This window comes from Deltaproteobacteria bacterium (genome assembly GCA_022340465.1).
In the GTDB taxonomy this organism is placed as follows: Bacteria; Desulfobacterota; Desulfobacteria; order Desulfobacterales; family B30-G6; genus JAJDNW01.
Window position 1 is genome coordinate 13,533 of the sequence record JAJDNW010000008.1, and the last position, 15,407, is coordinate 28,939.

Below are 15,407 nucleotides of genomic sequence, written 5' to 3' on the forward strand. Positions count from 1 at the left end.
ATGAGCAAGCTGTTGTACATCAATACCTTCGGCTGTCAGATGAATGTATACGATTCCGAAAGGATCGAGGGCAGCCTGAAAAAGCTGGGCTACACGGTTACGTCGCTGTTGGAATCGGCAGATCTGGTAATTGCCAACACGTGTGCCATCCGGGCGAAAGCCGAGCAAAAGGCATTCAGCTTTCTCGGCCGGCTGGCGAAGATCAAACGGAAAAAGCCCGAGCTGATCGTCGGGGTTGGCGGCTGTGTCGCTCAGCAGCAGGGGCGCGAGATACTGAGGCGGATGCCGCATGTCGATCTCGTTTTCGGAACCCATGCGCTCGGGCGGCTGTCTTCGGCCGTACAAAAGATTGAAAAAAATCGCTGCCGGATCGTGGACATAGACATGTCTGAAACCGTTGCCGACGAAAAGGCGGCGCCTGCCGGCCTGCCGGCGGAGGGCATAGCGAAATTTGTCACCATCATGCAGGGCTGCGACAACTATTGCTCCTACTGCGTCGTCCCCCATGTGCGAGGGCGGGAAGCCAGCAGGCACCCGGATGATATCCTCAATGAAATAAAAATGTTGGTCGATGGCGGCGTCAAAGAGGTGACCCTTCTTGGCCAGAATGTAAACAGCTATGGCATCAAGGAGGGGCTCTGTTCCTTTGCAGGACTGCTGTCGATGATCAACCGTGTGAACGGGCTGTCCAGAATACGCTTCACCACCTCCCACCCCAAAGATCTTTCGGATGACCTGATCGAGGCCTTCGGCGATCTGGAAAAACTCTGCCGCCACATCCATCTGCCCGTTCAATCCGGGTCGAACCGTGTGTTGAAGCGCATGAACCGTAAATACACCCGGGAAGCCTACATGCAAAAGGTGCGGCGTTTACGCGCGCGGTGCCCGCAGATCGCCATCACCTCCGATATCATTGTGGGCTTCCCCGGCGAGACGACGACCGATGCCGAAGACACCCTGGACCTGATGCGGCGGGTGCGGTTTGACAGTCTGTTCGCTTTCAACTATTCCGACAGGCCTTCGGCTCCTTCGCGGAAATTTTCCGGCAAGGTTGCCGCACACGAAAAAAATGAAAGACTGCAGCGGGTTCTCGCCGCCCAAGCCGTTATCACGGCGGATATCCATGCCGGCATGGTGGGAAAAACGGAACCGGTTCTGATAGAGGGCTACAGCAAGCTTCAGGAGACGGAAAAAGGGAAGCCGACGGGGGAGGGGCGGCAATGGTCGGGGCGTACGAGCTGCAATAAAATCGTTAACTTCGATATTGACGGGCCGGGCAGGACGACCGGGGACGTCATCGGGAGGACGGTGCCGATAAAAATAGAAAAAGCGCTTTCTCATTCGCTATGGGGAACATGGTGCCGCGATGCGGACACCGGGCCGACGACGAAAGGAGAAAACTGTTATGCTGCATAAGGTGAGTGTGGCCGGTCTGACCATGGACCCGGCATCGAATACGCCGATCATCATCCTGAAAACGGACGAAAGCGAACAGACGATACCCATATGGATAGGGCTTCTGGAGGCCACGTCGATTGCATCGGCACTTCAGGACATAAAATTCGATCGTCCGATGACCCACGACCTGTTCAAGAATTTGAGTGAGCGTTTGAATATCGTCGTTACGCGTGTCGAAGTCTGCGACTTGAAGGAAAACACCTTTTACGCCCGCATCTATTTCTCCTCGGAAGAAGGGGGTTTTGACATGGACGCCAGGCCGAGCGATGCCATCGCCATTGCCTTGCGCTTTGATTCGCCGATTTTCGTGGACGACAGGGTCGTGCAGAAAAGCAAGGCGGGGGAGGGCCCTCCTGAGGTCTTCGACAAAAGCGAAGAGGGGCGAAAGTGGGCTGAATATTTAGAAAAACTGAACCCAGAGGATTTCGGAAAATATAAGGTTTAATAACTGAAGCGTGGAGGGCGTCGCGTCGAGGGAGACGACGCTCGAAGTTGAAAATCGCCTTTTTTGACCCCTTGGACCTGTTTCCCGGACGGCTAACAGCCGAACACACCATTTTCGTAAATTACCTTGCTTGCCCCTCCTTTCAAACGGGCCGTCACCCGTTTTTTTTCGGTATTTACCAGGTCCCAATGCAGGGCGGAATCGTTGAAACCGAGGCTTGCTTTTATTTTTTTTGTCAGCCGGGACTTGTCGCCGCTGTAGGTGTCGGAGTAGGAAGACCCCAGGGCGATGTGGCAGTTGCCGTCCTTTCCGCCGTAATTTTCGTCGAAAAGGGTGTTGGCCATAAACCGGTCGATTTTAGAAAACCGCCTGTCGGTGAGAGAAAATTCCCCGATTCTGCAGGCACCCGCGTCCAGGGCCAGTTGCTTGCGCAAAAAAGACTCCCCTCGACCGGCCTCCACCTTCACCGCCTTGCCTTTGGCAAAAGAAAGCCTGGCCCCCTCAACCAGATTTCCGTTCCTGTAGGAAGGTTGATCCGCATAATAGGTGCCGCTGGTGCCTCTCCAGTCCGGAGAGATGAAAATTTCGAAGCTGGGGATGTTGTGACCGGAGATGCCGATCCACCGGCGCCTGTCGCCCGGCGTTACAATGAGGTCCACGTGTGACGACTCGATGTGGAGATGCTCGATGTCCAGGCTGTTGAGCCATTTCTTAATGCCGGCGGCCTTTTTGTATATCTCTTTCCAGGACGCTACCGGTTTTGTTTTGTTCAAAAAGCAGGCTTTGACCACCTGCCGGCTATAGGCGTCCAGGGAGAGGTCGGCGTGCCGGGCCAGCTCTTCGGTCGGGAGCGTGCAGAGCGTCCAGCTGAAATCGCCTTTCTCTTCCCTTTTGTCCAGGATGTCGCGCACGAATTTGCGGGCGACGGCGGCCTTGCCCAATTTTTTAGGGTCGATGTGGCTCAAATGGGTAATGGATTCCGGGGCGTGCAGATAGACACTGCCGTTTAAAGCGTTAAAAAACGGACGTTCGCCCGGGGGTGAAAAGACCAGTTGTTTGCCATTGGCTTTTTCATAAAAGTCGCATTCCATGCGGGGGGTGCTGTTCATGCGCAGCACGACATGCATGCCCATGTCCAAAAGCTTGGCCTGGAGTATTTCCGCCAAGCCAAGGGCCGCAAGGTCAAACCTGACCAAGAACAGGTTGCCGCGTTTGATTGTGTTTGTTCGGGAGGTCTTGAGTCCCCATATCAGTATGTCGGCATAACGATCGAGTTGTTTTTCCGTAAGCATTGTATGTTCCCCCACACTTATTAAAATTTGCGGCGGCGCAGCCGCGTTGCGTAAAAGTTGCTCCGCAGCGTTTACTCTTTCAGGAAAAGCGCATGATACTGAGGCTCTGTAAGGTGCCTTTTCAGAAGCCTGGTAATCAGGTTGAACACCTCTTCCAGTTCATCATCGGTCATTTTTTCCTTCAATGCTTCCATCAGACGGTCGTCCGAAAATTTTTGGAGATAATACACCAGTGTATCTTCATCGGTTTCACGGTTAAAGCCGAAACCGACGAAGCCCTGATATTCCTCCACGAATTGGTGCGAGTGCAGGGCCATCTATGTCTCCTTTCACATAATTTTGGATCTTCCGAGGGGCGCGTAATTTTACATTTATAAAAGGATTCGAGTGAAAGGGAAATGAGCTCATAGCTATCGGGTCATAGCACATGGCACGCTACCAGCTATGAGCTATTAGCTGTTTTCCACTCGGCCTCAGGATGCTATTTTACCTGTCCCCCCGGCCGTATAGCATTTTTTTAAAGATAACGCATGAAAATTATAACCGTTTGCAATGGAAACAGGTTTTCAATATAATCTATCTCGATTTATTCCAGTATGTAAGACTTGGTGGGTCAGAGCCATTGGTCCCTTATGTGATTAAATGACAGCAAAACACACACATTCAAGTGATCTTTATCTTTCGCTTTTTAAGGTGCTGTGATCTTAAAAAAAAGCCATCCGCTATTGCTCATGCAGACAGCCACCGTTGGATACATAAAGACAAAAAGCGGCATCCGCCTCCGCTGGGGAGAATGGAAAACCCGTGTTCCGCACAGGAAGGGGACGGTGGTGGTTCTATCCGGGCGCCGCGAGTATCTGGAAAAATATGACGAAAGCGCACATGACCTGACATCAAGAGGATATGATGTATTCGGTTTTGACTGGCGCGGGCAGGGGTTGTCTTCCAGGATGTTGAAAAATCCGCGTAAGGGATTCGTCCATTCGTATGACGACTATTTGTCCGATCTGACACGTTTCATGGAATCGGTGGCACTGCCGAGAGGAGAGCCGCCGTTTGTTCTGATGGCGCATTCCATGGGAGCCCACATCGGGTTGCGGTACCTGCACGACCATTCAAAACCGTTTCAGAGGGCCGTCTTGACCTCGCCCCTGATAGACATCGCCGTGCCGGGCCCGTTCAGGAAGATAATGCGACTTTATGCCGCTGCGGCGGTGGCAATGAGGATGGGTGAGAGGTATGTGCCGGGCACGGGTGGCGACGATGCAGGGACGCAGCAATTCAAAAACAACCGGCTGACGAGTGATTTGATGCGCTTTGAAACGGTGGCCGGCCAGTTGGAGCGGAACCCGGCGCTTGTTGTGGGCGGCGTGACCTTTCAGTGGCTCAAGGCGACCCTTGATTCCATCGGCATCGTCGGCAGCCCCGGATTCGCTGAAAAGGTGACTGTGCCCGTGTTGATGGTGACGGCTGGAAGAGACACCGTCGTTTGCAGGGAAGCCCAGGATGCGATCTGTAAAAGGCTCCCCAGATGCAGTCTGGTTCGAATCGAAGGCGCCAGGCACGAAATTCCGATCGAGGCGAACTGTTTTCGCGACCGGTTATGGGAGGCATTCGACCGTTTCATGGGAGAATAAACCCTGGAGAAAAAAATCACCGCCACGATCGGTCAACCCCGTATTTGGGATTATCGATCCGTAAAATTTCGTGTTTATACGTGCCGAAACGCAAAAAATTACAATAGGTGTTGATTTTTTCGAATTGTTTTCGTAGTTGGTGTTCACCAGTTGATAATCTGGATTTTGCAAATCAGGGGCTAATTCCCTTGGGGGTGATGCGAATGCAGTGGAAAGACTCCGACGACGGTTCCGAGGCGATCGACCAAGAAGCTGACGCTTATTACGAAGAGGAATATTCGCCACTGGGGGTAAAAACAGGTGCCGTCTCTCACGCATCCCAGCGGTTCGGTGCTTGGATCCTCTGGGTTCCCGCCCTCGTCGTCATACTCATCATCCTTTATCTGTTTCTGCCTGTCGGTAAAGATACCGCTGCAACAACCCGCGTCAAAGCAATCGAAGCCCGGCTCGACCTGCTTGAAAAACGCATGCTTACGATTGAAGGTGTGGGCGAGCGGGTCACGCAAATAGAAAAAAATATCAAGAATGACGGGACGGTAGAAACGCGTTTGGAAAACCTTCAAACCTCGATCGCCAAGCGAATGGATCAAGTGGACAAAGAATTGATCCAGTTGCGAAAAAAAATAGACGCGCAAGCGAGCAAAAAGCCTGCCGCTCAAGCAGGCGTACAACATCAGGAATCGGCGGTATCGAAGACGTCCACCGCCTATCATGTTGTCGAAAAAGGCGATACGCTTTACAGCATCGGTCGCCGCTACGGCATTTCCGTGAATAGGCTGCGGCAGATCAACAACCTGGGGTCGAACAGCGTTATTCACGTGGGGCAGAAACTGACCGTCAAATAACGGGTGATGGGGCATGCTGAAAATAGTTCGGGATTTCAACAGGTACCCGCCCAGCGTTAAAAAGGCGGTTGTACTTACGGCTGGGGCTTGGGTGTGGTTTTACATCTCTCTGGTGCTGATGGACCGGAGCTCCGACACTTTCGTAATCGAGAGACGTTTTCTCATGATCGGTGTGTGCATGTTAGCACTTCTGGCCAGCATGAAAAATTGGGCCAGACTGGTGTGCCTCATGGGAAACGTGATGGCGGCCCTGTTCTTCATTTTTTCCGTCGTTGTCCTTATCAAGTTGAAATTGATTGTCACTTTTCTGACGATAGAAATCGTTCTGTTGCTGCTCTCCAGTATCTACCTGGCTATCAGGCCTTCGGCACAGTTTTTTAGGGAATACAATCTGAAACCGGAACCGGGGGAGGGGACATGAGAATCGTCGATCCGTCCAACCCCATGCCCAAGTATCTTCAAATCAGCGCTTGGCTGAAGGAATTGATACAAAGCGGGCGTTTCAAAAGCGGTGAGAAACTGCCCTCGGAGGTGGAGCTTTCCAACCGGTGCCAGGTGCACCGCAACACCCTGCGTCAGGCAATTGCGGAATTGGTTTCCCAGGGAATCCTGCGGAAAGAGAAGGGATTCGGCACCTTCGTCACTTTGTCGAAGCCCCTCTCCGTAAAACATCGCCTCAACAAGATATCGAGCTTCAAAGACGACCTGAGCGAGATCGGGATACAGGAAAAGAACATCATTTTGAAAGCCGAGGTTGTCGTAGCGCCGACACTCGTTGCGGAAAAACTGGTTCTGGGGCCCGACGCCAGGGCCGTTGTCATTCGGCGGTTGCGGACGGGAGACGGCGTCCCCCTGATATATGAAGAGAGTTACCTGCCGTACAACATGTTCAAAAACATCATTCGCATGGATCTCACAGGATCCATGTACAAACTTATCTCGAAACAATTCAATACGGTACTCGAGCGCTGCGAACAGGCTATCATGGCCGTCAGCCTGGAAAAACGCATAGCACGACTTTTAGCGCTTCCGGAAAATTCGGCCGGGTTGTTCATGGAGAGCGTCACCTTCAACGACGGCAATATTCCCGTCGAGGTATTGTACTCGTATTACCGTGGCGATAAATACCGGTTCGAGGTCGAACTGGGCCGGTATCGTTTTCAGGAAAACGGCATGAACACAATGATAAAGCACTTGGGAACTGCAGGTTTGCAATAATCTGTATATACATCTAACCTACTATACGATTAGACAATTTTTTTCTGCCTAAAATGTATTCTGAACACTCTTGAAATTTGAAACGCTCAGCTTAGGCTCCACTTACCACAACTACATAGAGAAGGAGGATACCCATGTTAATCGGCGTATTGAAAGAGATCAAAATCAAGGAGAACCGGGTTGCCATGACGCCTGCAGGCGCGGAGCAATTGGTCGCCAAAGGGCACGATGTCCTCATTGAAACCGGTGCGGGCGAGGGATCGGTTTTCCCGGACAGCGCCTATGAGAAAGTCGGCGCAAAAATAGCCGGCACTGCGGCCGACGTCTATGAAAAGGCCGACATGGTTATGAAGGTAAAAGAACCCCTGCCTGTCGAATACCCCATGATTCGCAGCGGGCAAATCGTATTCACCTATTTTCACTTTGCCGCTTCCCAGGAACTGACCCGGGCCATGATCGATTCCGGCTGCATTGCGATCGCCTATGAGACGGTGGCGTGTGCCAACGGATCCCTGCCTCTATTGACCCCCATGAGCGAAGTCGCCGGAAGAATGGCCATTCAGGAAGGGTCCAAATACCTGGAGAAGACATTCGGCGGCAACGGCGTCCTCTTGAGCGGTGTGCCCGGCGTCGATCCCGGTACGGTGGTCGTCATCGGCGGCGGGGTGGTCGGTACCAACGCGGCAAAAATCGCCTGCGGCCTGGGCGCCAAGGTCTACCTCCTGGACACCAACCTGGAAAGGCTGCGTTATCTGAGCGATGTCATGCCGGCCAACTGTTTCCCGGTCATGTCGAATCCGGCGACGCTGCGCAAGCTGCTGCGGGAGGCGGATCTGGTGGTGGGGGCCGTGCTGATTCCCGGAGCCGTGGCTCCCAAGCTGGTCACCCGCGATATGCTCAAAATCATGAAAAAGGGATCGGTCATCGTCGACGTGGCCATCGACCAGGGCGGCTGCGTGGAAACCGCGAAAGCCACCACCCACGACGACCCCATCTTCGAGGTGGAGGGTGTGATTCACTATTGTGTAGCCAACATGCCCGGAGCGGTTTCCTTCACTTCGACCAACGCCCTGACCAACGCCACCCTGCCGTACGCCATACAACTGGCCGACAAAGGGTACAAAAAAGCGGCCCTGGACAATCCTGAGATCGCCAAAGGAATCAACGTGATCGGGGGCAAGGTAACCTACAAGGGGGTTGCCGACGCTTTCGGGATGGCCTACGAACCGCTTGAAAGCGTTTTGTCCTGACCGTTTTCAAACACGGTGCCAACAACCGGTTAACAGAAAAGAGATAGCGTGTTGTTTAAAAGTACCAACCATCAACAGAAAGGAGAATCAACCATGAAACCACTTAAAGATTGGATCGTCCCATGGCTTTACACGGCAAGAGAATACAATGTTGGGATATTGGATAAAGCCATGGAAAATCCGCAGAATGCCCGACTGATGCTCAATGAAAATCCCATTCCTCCCTCGGATAAGGTCATCGAAGCAGTCGTAAATTCTCTACGGAACGGCAACTGGTATCCAGATAGTTTCCTACGTCTGAGAACCAAAATTGGTAAGATGTACGGTCTGGGCCCGGACAACGTGGCCCTCTGCAACGGTTCTTCGGATACTATCGACGCCATGATGCGCATATTTCTGCAGCCCCGAGACGAGTTTATCATATCTCATCCGACCTTTGAACTGTTCCTGACGAGGGCCGAACTGTGCAATGCCAAGGTTGTGCAGATTCCGGTGAGAGAAGACGACCTGCAATACGACGTGGATGCCATGCTGGCCTCCATCAATGAACGCACCAAACTGATGCTGATCATCAATCCCAACAATCCCACGGGGGTTTTCATCGACGACGCCGATCTGATTCGATTCTGCGAAACCGGGGTTCCCCTGTGCGTAGACGAAGCCTACCTGGACTACAATCCGGACAGACCTTCCAAGGCCTCCCTGGTTGAAAAATATCCGCACGTCTTCCTGTCGGTCACCTTTTCCAAGGCCTATGGGTTCGCCGGCATTCGTTTCGGGTTCGTGCTGGGATCGGAAGAGATGATTGCGGCCTTCAACCGCATGTTCCTGCCCTGGAACGTGAGCCGGATGTCCGCAGCGGCGGCAGAAGCCATCATCGACAACCCCGATGAGGTCAGTGCCAAGGTAGAACACAACAACAAATGGATGGACATTTTTTCCGAAGAACTCAAAAAACTGGGGCTCAAGCCTTTTCCGGCACACGGCAACTACATGCTGATCGATGGCACCATGACCGGTAAATCCACCGAGGAGATCGTGGCGGCGGCTCTCGAACAGAGCATCTATCTCAAAAAGATAGGCGAGATTCACGGTAAAACGGGCTATTTCAGGGTGACCCCGGGTCTGGATGAAGAGAACGAGCGTTTCCTTACCTTTATTCGCAGCTATTTCGGTTGACGTCTTTTCATTTAAAACAAACCGCATTGTTTTTTTACACGATGATTGGAGGAAGACATGTCAATTGTAGATGCAAAAGAGATGCTCATAAAAGCGACCGAGGAAAAGTACGCGGTAGGCGCTTTTAACATTACCAACCTGATTCAGATGGAGGCGGTGGTAGACACGGCCGTGAAGATGAAAGCCCCCCTCATCATCCAAACCTCCGTGACGCCCTCCCAGTTCCTGAATGCGGCGGTTCTGGGCAATATTTACCGGACTCTGGCCGAATCCGCCCCGATTCCGATCTGCCTTCACCTGGACCACTGCACGGACGTAGATTACTGCAAGACCTGTGCGGATGCGGGCTACACCAACATCATGATCGACGCGTCCAAGCAGGATTTCGAAGAGAATATCCGGCAGACGCGCGAGGTGAGCGATTACTGCCACGCCAAAGGCGGCATATCAGTCGAGGGGGAACTGGGCACCGTGTCGGGCGTTGAAGACCAGATCAAGGTGGCCGAGGACGAAGCCGCCCTCTGCGACCCCGAGCAGGCCTTGAAATTCGTTGAAGAATCGGGCATCGACATCTTTGCCCCGGCCATCGGAACGGCTCACGGTGTTTACAAGACAAAAAACCCCAAGCTCGACTTCGACCGCATGGAGAAGATCTTTGGGCTGATCAACGGTGACGGAGTCAAAACGCCGCTGGTGGTGCACGGCGGTACGGGTCTGAAGCCGGACGTGGTCAAGCGCCTGGTTTCCCTGGGTGGATCCAAGTTCAACGTGTCCACGGATTTGAAACACGCCCTCATCGATAGCACCTACGGCTATATCGCGGACCACCGGGACGAGTACAATCCCGGCAAAATAGACATTGCCGTCAGGCAAGCCATCGCGGACAGAATAGTCTATTGGATCGACCTTTTGGGCAGTGCGGAAAAGGCCTGACAATTGGGAACGTGGATGTCGGAATGCGAACAAAAACGGAAGGGTCCATGAGGAGTACCTGTCGGCGCACCGCGGTGGCAGTCGATACCTTCGTGTTTTCGTTCGAATCATTCGTAAAATCTGAAACGCTCACCTTAGGTAAGCATGACAGTGTAAGGGAGGAGGAGGATGCCAGAAATAAAAGCAATCTTTTTCGATCAGGACGGTGTGATCATCGACACCGAAAAAGATGGGCACCGGGTTGCCTTCAACAAGGCTTTCGAGGCGTTCGGGTATGATTTCGCATGGGATGTGGATAAATACCATGACCTGCTGCGCGTATCCGGCGGAAAAGAACGCATGCGGGCCTACTTCAAGGAGGAGGGGCTGTTTGCGGACATGTCGGAAGAGGACCTGGGGGAACACATCAAAAATCTGCACAAGACCAAAACCGGACTGTTTATCAAACTGATCGAGAGCGGCGCCCTGCCGCTGAGAAGCGGCATCCGGCGGTTTATGGAAGAGGGCGTGGCAGCGGGCCTCACCCTGGGCGTCTGTACCACGGCCAACGAAAGGTCGGCCAACGCCATCGCCAAGGGAATGCTGGGTGACATTCCCTTCAACTTTGTTCTGGCCGGAGACGTCGTCAGCAAGAAGAAGCCCGACCCGGAAATCTACCTGATGGCTTTGGAAAAGACCGGGTTGGCACCGGAAAACTGCCTCGTGATTGAAGACTCGCGGGTAGGGGTGCTTGCCGCCAAAGCCGCCGGCATGAACGTGGTGGCCACCACCAATGTCTACACCGAGAACGAAGACCTGGACGATGCCGACATCATCGTCAGCTGCCTGGGCGATACCGACGGTGAAAAGGGAACCCTGAAAAAGGGCGACCCGAAACTGCAACACGACGGCGTACTGCGTGTCGAACAGCTAGTGGCCTATTTTGCGTAAATCGTTTCAAATTTCGATCGAAAAATTGAACAGCTAAAGCTGTCGCGTTCCCCCTGCAAAGGGAACGTCAGCAAACAAACAGAGGTGACAAATGACCATTAATTATCAACAGGCCAATCTTCTCAATGCCGGCAGCTTCGGATTGAACGTCCTTAGCCCCGATGACATCGAGCAGATCCACAGAGCCACCCTCGATGTTCTCTGGAGCATCGGGCTGAAAGTGATGAGCCCCCGTGCCCGAACCATATTCGGGGATCACGGGTGCCCGGTGGATGAAAAGAGCCAGATTGTAAAAATCAGACCGGACCTGGTGGAGGACGCCATTCAGTCGACGCCGGCCGCCTATCGCGCGCACGCAATCGATCCGGCAAACGACTACGTACCGGGAGGCAAGAAAACCGGGTTCGTCAATTTCGGTGAAGCCGCCCAACTTATCGATCCGGTGACGCGCAAACTGCGGGATGCCACCAAGGCGGACGTCGACAATACCGTGCGCTTCATTGACAAACTGGACAATGTCGTCGGTTGGGAAAGACCTTTGACCCCCCGCGACCTGGACGAGGACATGGCCAGCATTTACAACGCCTACTCCTTTTTCAAACACTCGTCAAAGCACGGCTTTCTGGGCATCTATTCCGTGGAGCACTTTGAAGCGGCGGTAAAGATGGGCGCCGTGCTCGCCGGCGGAGAGGACAAACTGAGCCAGGCACCGCTGTTCACCTGCTCCGCCGACCCGGTGAGCCCATTGGTCCTGACCGAGGAGGCCACGGACGTCCTGATCGAGTCCTGCAAATTCGGCATCCCCATCAAAATCAACGGGCTGGGTCTGTGCGGCGGCACCACCTGCGTGGATCTTGCCAGCACCCTGGTGACCCATAATTCCGAGGTGCTCGGCTCGATTACCCTGGGACAGCTGGTGCGCAAAGGCGCTCCCATGGTCTACGGCAGTTCCACCAGCATCATGGACCTGCGGACGACACTGGCCGCCATGGGCGCACCGGAAATGGCCATGCTGAGCGCTGCGGTGGCCAAACTCGCCCAGTTCTACAAAATGCCGTCCTGGGTGGGCGGCGGATAGGTTGACAGCAAGAGACTCGACGCCCAGTCCGGCCACGAGTTCACCCTGACAGCCCTCGTACCCGCGTTGGCAGGTGCCAACATGATTTACGGCGTCGGGATGCTCGACAGTGCCTTGGCCTGGGACTACGCTTCGGCCATGCTGCAAAATGAATTTCTGGATATGGTCCTGATGGTTGTCAACGGCATCAACGTGTCCGAAGAAAATATAAACTACGATGTCATCAAACAGGTCGGGCCCGCAGGGGAGTTCATTACCCATGAACACACGCTGAAAAATTTTCGGCGCATGTCCAAAACCCGCTTCATGAACCGTGACAACCGTGAAAACTGGGAATTGGCCGGATCACCGGATATCGCCGAAAGGGCCTATGAAGCCTCCATGGACATTCTGGAAAACTACCAGCCGGAACCCCGCCCGGATGCGGTTCAGCAGGAGCTTGACAGCATCTATGCAGAGTTCGAGGCACGCGTTAAGGAACGGAAGGCAAAGAAATGAGCTCGTAGCCGGCAGGTCATAGCTCATAGCATCCTATCGGCTGTCAGCTGTGAGCTATGACCGCTCGAGCCCTGGAACCCTTTTTTCGCTTTCGTGTTTTCGTGATTGATTTTAAATTGTAAGGCTCTTGGTACAAACGATGCCGGTTAAAGCCATCATTTTCGACCTCGACGGCACCCTGTTGGACACGCTGGAGGACATTGCCGATGCCGTCAACCGCGTCTTGCTGGCCGACGGTTTTTCAACCCATCCGCTTGAAGCCTATCGAAATTTTGTGGGAGACGGCAGTGAGATGCTTGTCAAGAGGGCGCTGCCTGAGGACCGGCGTTCCGAAGATGCCGTCAAGAAGGCGCTCACGGCTTTCAAGGAAAGCTATGGCCGGAGCTGGAACCGCAAGACCCGCCCTTACGACGGTATTCCGGAACTGCTGGACGAACTCACCAAGCACAGGATTCGGATGGCCGTCTGCAGCAACAAGCCCCACGAATTTACGAAGCTGAGCGTAGTCGAAATGCTGGGCCGTTGGCGATTCGACCGGGTTCTTGGACAAAGCCGTCAATATCCCCGAAAGCCCGCTCCGGCAATGGCGCTGGCCATTGCGGACCACATGCGGATTCATCCCGGAGAAGCGTTGTTTGTCGGCGATTCCGGGGTGGACATGCAGACGGCCGCAGCGGCGGGTATGTTTCCGGTGGGTGCGGCCTGGGGCTTCCGGACGAAAGCGGAACTGGTGGAAAACGGCTGCAGGTTTCTGGCTCGCCACCCCCGGGAGGTGTTACAGGTGATTTCAGACAGGAATGCCTCATCATTGGACATTGCACATCGAAATTCAGGATCACATCGTTGAAAACCAAATGTGGAAAAATGTATTGAGGCGTGTTTCCAATGCACCGCGTCCTCTTCATAGGCAACAGCCACACCTATTTGCACCGCATGCCCCTGATTGCGGCCGGGCTTGCAGGCATCTGCGGTTTTGACGTGCAGGTGGCTCAAGCCACCGGTGAAGGGGCCGGTTTGGCCTGGCACTGGGAAAATCGGACCACGAGAGACAAGCTCGAAAGCGGCGGGTGGACCCATGTGGTGCTCCAGGAGCGCAGCCGGGGACCTCTGGAAGATCGGCCTTCCATGTTTCGGCACGCGCGTTTGTTTGACCGGGAGATTCGCCGCCTCGATGCCCGCACGGTGTTTTACATGACGTGGGCCGCCAGGGAAAAGCCGGAAGACCAGTCAATCATCGCCGAGGCCTATGAGACGATCGCCTTAGAATGCCGCGCATGTCTGGCGCCCGTGGGGCGGGCCTGGGAGATCGTGAAAGGGATGCATCCCGGCATGGAGCTGCACCACCGGGACGGCCGCCACGCCGGCAAGGCGGGTGCCTACCTGGCTGCCTGTGTTTTTTGTGGGATCTTGTCGGGGGGCGTTCCTCGGCAAACTCTGTCCGGAAGACTTTCGTCAGGGGGGCGCACGCTTGTCAACCTGAGTGAAGATACGGCCGGGGTGCTGCAGCGGGCGGCCATCGATGCCCTCAGGAACCCAGGAGAAAGTCACGAAGGTCGGCGACACGGCTCATAACCCGGTCCGCGCCCGCGTCGAGGAGCCTTTTTCCCAAAAGGGTTTTGTCGGGCGACGCATAGGTGACGCCTATGCCGACATAGTCATAGGCTGAACGGGCGGCCGCCATCATGTCGTCGGGCATGTCGCCCACATAAAAAAACCGCCCGTTTTTCCGTCCATGCCCGTCCGCGATGGCGTCCAGCATGAAGGGGTGGGGTTTACTGAACGACACAGGGTTACCTGCCTCTGCGGCGGCTTTTTCTTCCGCCGCCGTGCAATCGTCGAGCGTCATCATCGTCCGGAAATACGTTTGCAACGCAAAACGATCCAGTGCATGTTCGGCCTCGGCCCGGGGGCGTCCCGTGGCGATGGCCAGATGGTGCAGTGCCGACAATTCCCCGATAAATGCTTCCGGCAGCAGCAACTCCTCCCTGTCGATCAACCCACTGCCCCGGTAGACGCGCGGTGAAAAGCCATAGGTGCTTTTAAAAAGTGCACGTCCGAGATAGATTTCCTGAAAAATCTGCTTGATGACATTGCCGCTGCCGACATCTCCGGCAGAAAGGCGCCGGATCAAATGGTTGGCAGGGACGGGTCCGTTGTAGTGCAGGTTTTTTAACGGGGTGTCGACGGTGGAGAGATAACGGCCCAGGTCGGCCACATTGCAGCCGGGGATCGTTTTGGCATGCAGTCCCCAGGCCTCGCCGTCCGGCATGCCTTGCGGCGAATCCACGCGGCGCATGAGGAGCCCGATGACATGATAGGTCAGTTCCCAGTCGTTGTTCAACCCGCCGGCCTGCTTTACCGCAGACAGGTCCTCCAGGGAAAACAAGGGGTCCGGTAGTGCGTCGGCTTTGAGCGCCGGCTCGAAAAACAGCTTGACCGTTTGTCTGACCGCGTCGCGATAGGAGTTCGAGACATCCACGATAACGCCGTCCATGTCGAATACGATCAAATTGGGCCTGTCCATACTTCGACCTTTATGCTGATATCTTGAAGCACGTTAAATAGCGTTTGACACAACCGGATTTGGGCATCTTCACCCGCCACCGATGACGGAGAGCGGTTTTAGGTTTCGGTTAGTTGTCTT

General features: G+C 54.4%; 15 protein-coding genes and 1 pseudogene. 13 read left to right on the forward strand and 3 right to left on the reverse strand.

Annotated features, from left to right (window positions below):
• Both miaB and LJE94_01290 read left to right on the forward strand, forming a co-directional pair.
• The gene (miaB, locus tag LJE94_01285; protein ID MCG6908739.1) at window positions 1–1,416 is read left to right on the forward strand and encodes a tRNA (N6-isopentenyl adenosine(37)-C2)-methylthiotransferase MiaB; all 1,416 of its coding nucleotides are present in this window, start codon (window positions 1–3) and stop codon (window positions 1,414–1,416) included.
• Window positions 1,406–1,903: a bifunctional nuclease family protein gene (locus LJE94_01290; protein ID MCG6908740.1), complete on the forward strand. Its 498-nt coding sequence runs from the start codon at window positions 1,406–1,408 to the stop codon at window positions 1,901–1,903. Before miaB ends, LJE94_01290 begins: the two co-directional genes overlap by 11 nt.
• A gap of 92 nt (window positions 1,904–1,995) precedes the next feature.
• Here the strand turns inward: LJE94_01290 and LJE94_01295 are convergent, their stop codons facing one another.
• Together LJE94_01295 and LJE94_01300 are read right to left on the reverse strand one after the other, a co-directional pair.
• Window positions 1,996–3,195, reverse strand: a complete 1,200-nt coding sequence (locus tag LJE94_01295) for an aminopeptidase (GenBank protein MCG6908741.1) — start codon at window positions 3,193–3,195, stop codon at window positions 1,996–1,998.
• Between the two features lie 71 nt (window positions 3,196–3,266).
• Window positions 3,267–3,512: a cytoplasmic protein gene (locus LJE94_01300; GenBank protein ID MCG6908742.1), complete on the reverse strand. Its 246-nt coding sequence runs from the start codon at window positions 3,510–3,512 to the stop codon at window positions 3,267–3,269.
• Window positions 3,513–3,893: 381 nt separating this feature from the next.
• Here LJE94_01300 and LJE94_01305 point away from each other — a divergent pair, with 381 nt between their 5' ends.
• From LJE94_01305 to LJE94_01355, 11 genes and pseudogenes are all read left to right on the forward strand, one after another.
• Window positions 3,894–4,832 carry an alpha/beta hydrolase gene (locus LJE94_01305; protein MCG6908743.1) on the forward strand — a complete coding sequence of 313 codons (939 nt, stop codon included), beginning with the start codon at window positions 3,894–3,896 and terminating at the stop codon, window positions 4,830–4,832.
• A gap of 203 nt (window positions 4,833–5,035) precedes the next feature.
• Window positions 5,036–5,677, forward strand: a complete 642-nt coding sequence (locus tag LJE94_01310) for a LysM peptidoglycan-binding domain-containing protein (protein MCG6908744.1) — start codon at window positions 5,036–5,038, stop codon at window positions 5,675–5,677.
• 13 nt (window positions 5,678–5,690) lie between these two features.
• Window positions 5,691–6,098, forward strand: coding sequence for a hypothetical protein (locus LJE94_01315; protein MCG6908745.1), 408 nt, complete (start codon window positions 5,691–5,693; stop codon window positions 6,096–6,098).
• Complete coding sequence (locus tag LJE94_01320) at window positions 6,095–6,895, forward strand: GntR family transcriptional regulator (GenBank protein MCG6908746.1); 801 nt, start codon at window positions 6,095–6,097, stop codon at window positions 6,893–6,895. The genes LJE94_01315 and LJE94_01320 overlap by 4 nt, the downstream gene beginning before the upstream one ends.
• Before the next feature lie 134 nt (window positions 6,896–7,029).
• Window positions 7,030–8,145 carry an alanine dehydrogenase gene (gene ald, locus LJE94_01325; protein ID MCG6908747.1) on the forward strand — a complete coding sequence of 372 codons (1,116 nt, stop codon included), beginning with the start codon at window positions 7,030–7,032 and terminating at the stop codon, window positions 8,143–8,145.
• Window positions 8,146–8,238: 93 nt separating this feature from the next.
• Window positions 8,239–9,324, forward strand: a complete 1,086-nt coding sequence (locus LJE94_01330; protein MCG6908748.1) for an aminotransferase class I/II-fold pyridoxal phosphate-dependent enzyme — start codon at window positions 8,239–8,241, stop codon at window positions 9,322–9,324.
• Between the two features lie 57 nt (window positions 9,325–9,381).
• Window positions 9,382–10,257, forward strand: a complete 876-nt coding sequence (locus LJE94_01335) for a class II fructose-bisphosphate aldolase (protein ID MCG6908749.1) — start codon at window positions 9,382–9,384, stop codon at window positions 10,255–10,257.
• Window positions 10,258–10,425: 168 nt separating this feature from the next.
• Window positions 10,426–11,187, forward strand: coding sequence for an HAD-IA family hydrolase (locus LJE94_01340; GenBank protein ID MCG6908750.1), 762 nt, complete (start codon window positions 10,426–10,428; stop codon window positions 11,185–11,187).
• Between the two features lie 91 nt (window positions 11,188–11,278).
• Window positions 11,279–12,763: pseudogene (locus tag LJE94_01345) on the forward strand (trimethylamine methyltransferase family protein).
• 139 nt (window positions 12,764–12,902) lie between these two features.
• Window positions 12,903–13,610 carry an HAD-IA family hydrolase gene (locus LJE94_01350; GenBank protein MCG6908751.1) on the forward strand — a complete coding sequence of 236 codons (708 nt, stop codon included), beginning with the start codon at window positions 12,903–12,905 and terminating at the stop codon, window positions 13,608–13,610.
• A gap of 38 nt (window positions 13,611–13,648) precedes the next feature.
• Entirely contained in the window at window positions 13,649–14,335 is a 687-nt protein-coding gene (locus LJE94_01355; GenBank protein ID MCG6908752.1) for a hypothetical protein, read from the forward strand.
• On the opposite strand, the gene LJE94_01360 is transcribed toward LJE94_01355, so the two are convergent.
• Entirely contained in the window at window positions 14,289–15,287 is a 999-nt protein-coding gene (locus tag LJE94_01360; GenBank protein MCG6908753.1) for an HAD family hydrolase, read from the reverse strand. The two genes, LJE94_01355 and LJE94_01360, sit on opposite strands and share 47 nt — an antisense overlap.
• Between the last annotated feature and the right edge of the window lie 120 nt (window positions 15,288–15,407).